At 38.1% G+C, this 2,625-nt stretch carries 1 protein-coding gene; it reads left to right on the plus strand.

Going from position 1 to position 2,625, the window contains the following annotated elements; all coding sequences use genetic code 11:
- The first annotated feature begins 223 nt into the window (after positions 1–223).
- Positions 224–2,182 carry a DNA topoisomerase (ATP-hydrolyzing) subunit B gene (gene gyrB, locus AC1DND_RS25230; protein ID WP_029279682.1) on the plus strand — a complete coding sequence of 653 codons (1,959 nt, stop codon included), beginning with the start codon at positions 224–226 and terminating at the stop codon, positions 2,180–2,182.
- Positions 2,183–2,625 lie beyond the last annotated feature (443 nt).

Genomic DNA, 2,625 nt, shown 5'->3' on the forward strand with positions numbered 1-2,625 from the left:
CCTAAACCCTATTGAAATGGAATGCTCCCGCTTCTTCTGCGGGTCTTATAATGGAAAGCAGGAAGAGGCATGGATTGGAATGCTGGTTTTGCTTTCCAAAACCTGATTTAAACCTGTTTTAATCGCTTTAACTGTAATCTCTTAACAGCTCAAAATTTATCCACATATTAGTTTAAATGCCAAAATTTCCGTATTTTTGATACTTATTGTTTTTAATTAAAATATGAGCGAAGAACAGGATTTAAAGTCAAATTATTCGGCAGATAATATACAGGTTTTAGAAGGTTTAGAAGCGGTGCGTAAGCGCCCTTCAATGTATATAGGTGATACTGGTGTAAAAGGTTTACACCATTTGGTTTACGAGGTTGTAGATAACTCAATTGATGAGGCTTTGGCCGGTCATGCTGATACAATCGACGTTAGAATTTTAGAGGGTAACTCCATCAGGGTTGAAGATAACGGTCGTGGTATTCCAACCGGGATCAATACAAAAGAAAATAAATCAGCGCTTGAAATCGTAATGACGGTTTTACACGCAGGTGGTAAATTTGATAAAGATACCTACAAAGTATCTGGAGGTTTACACGGTGTGGGGGTAAGTTGCGTTAACGCTTTATCTACACATCTAAAAGCCGAAGTTCACCGCGAAGGTAAAATATGGATGCAGGAATATAATATCGGTAAACCTTTATACGATGTTAAAGAAGTTGGTGAAACCGATAAACGCGGTACCATTGTAACTTTTAGTCCAGATGCTACCATTTTCACACAAACTACTGAATATAAATACGATACTTTAGCTGGTCGTTTACGTGAGTTGGCTTTCCTGAATAAAGGAATTAGATTAACCCTAACTGATGAGCGTGAGAAATTGGATGATGGTACTTTTTTATCAGAAGTTTTTGAATCAGAAGGTGGCTTAAAAGAGTTTGTTACATTTTTAGATGGAACACGTGCATCTTTTTTACCAGAACCGATTTATATCGATGGTATTAAAAATGGCGTTCCGGTTGAGCTGGCTTTTCAGTACAACGATAGCTACTCAGAAAATGTGCACTCGTATGTAAACAACATCAATACACATGAAGGAGGTACACACATTGCAGGTTTCCGTAGAGGTTTAACACGTACGCTGAAAAGTTACGCCGATAAATCTGGCCTATTGAAAAACCTGAAAATGGAAATCACCGGTGATGACTTTAGAGAAGGTTTAACAGCTGTGGTTTCGGTTAAGGTACAAGAACCTCAATTTGAAGGCCAAACCAAAACCAAATTGGGTAATACCGAGGTAATGGGTGCGGTTGATATTGCTGTTGGTGAAGCTTTAGGTGCTTATTTGGAAGAAAATCCGAAAGAGGCTAAAATGATCGTTAACAAAGTGATCTTAGCTGCTACGGCCCGTGCTGCAGCACGTAAGGCGCGTGAGATGGTTCAACGTAAGAGTGTAATGGGTGGTTCTGGTTTGCCTGGGAAATTGGCCGATTGCTCAGACAGTGATCCTGAAAAATGTGAAATTTATTTGGTAGAGGGTGACTCGGCGGGTGGTACCGCTAAACAAGGTCGTGATCGAAATATTCAGGCTATTTTACCACTAAAAGGTAAAATCTTGAACGTAGAAAAAGCGATGGAGCACAAAATCTATGAGAATGATGAGATCAAAAACATGTTTACCGCTATCGGTGTGAGTATTGGTACGCCAGAAGATGATAAAGCATTAAACCTAACTAAATTACGTTACCACAAAATCGTAATTATGACGGATGCGGATATTGATGGTTCTCACATTACCACTTTGATTTTAACATTCTTCTACCGTTATATGAGGGCATTAATCGAAGCAGGTTATGTTTACATTGCATCGCCACCGCTTTACCAGGTTAAAAAAGGTAAAGATTTCGAATATTGCTGGAATGATGTACAACGCGATGCAGCTGTACAACGTATTAAAGGTAATGGTAAAGAAGACAGCGTACACATTCAACGTTACAAAGGTTTGGGTGAGATGAACGCAGAACAACTTTGGGATACTACTTTAAACCCAGCTACACGTACTTTATTACAGGCTACTATTGAAAGTGCTGCAGAATGCGATCACACTTTCTCTATGTTAATGGGCGATGAAGTTGCTCCACGTAGAGAGTTTATTGAGCGTAATGCAAAATATGCGAAAATTGATGCTTAATTGAGCTGAACGCTCAAAGAAAAAGCTGATATCAAAATAAATGAACCCTTTTCAAGATTAAACTTGGAGAGGGTTTTTTGTTGGATCGTGGTGTAAGATGTTACCACCTTACACTATATTGAATTTTTCTAGTTTGGATAAATTTAATTGTCATAAGTCAGATGGAAACATCTGACTTCGCCCGAAAATAGGCTATTAATTTATTGCTATATTATGAATGTGTCGCGTTTTATTTTGTAAATTTATTTACACACAAATAAAATCAAAATGAAAAAAGCAGGAATTATTTTACTGCTATTATCGGGCTCGATAATAGTTAGTGCGCAATCACAGCGTAAAAGTCAAAAGACGCGTCCAGCGACTCAATTGTTGAAATTGAAGGTTATCCCTAAGCTAAAATCTTCAATGGATTATAAGACCTCAATAGCAATGCATCCCTATGT

It is taken from the genome of Pedobacter sp. 01N416 (assembly GCF_056399685.1).

Coding starts and splice junctions, on each gene's coding strand:
- gyrB (WP_029279682.1), top strand. CDS start 224: ATGAGCGAAGAACAGGATTTAAAGTCAAATTATTCGGCAGATAATATA.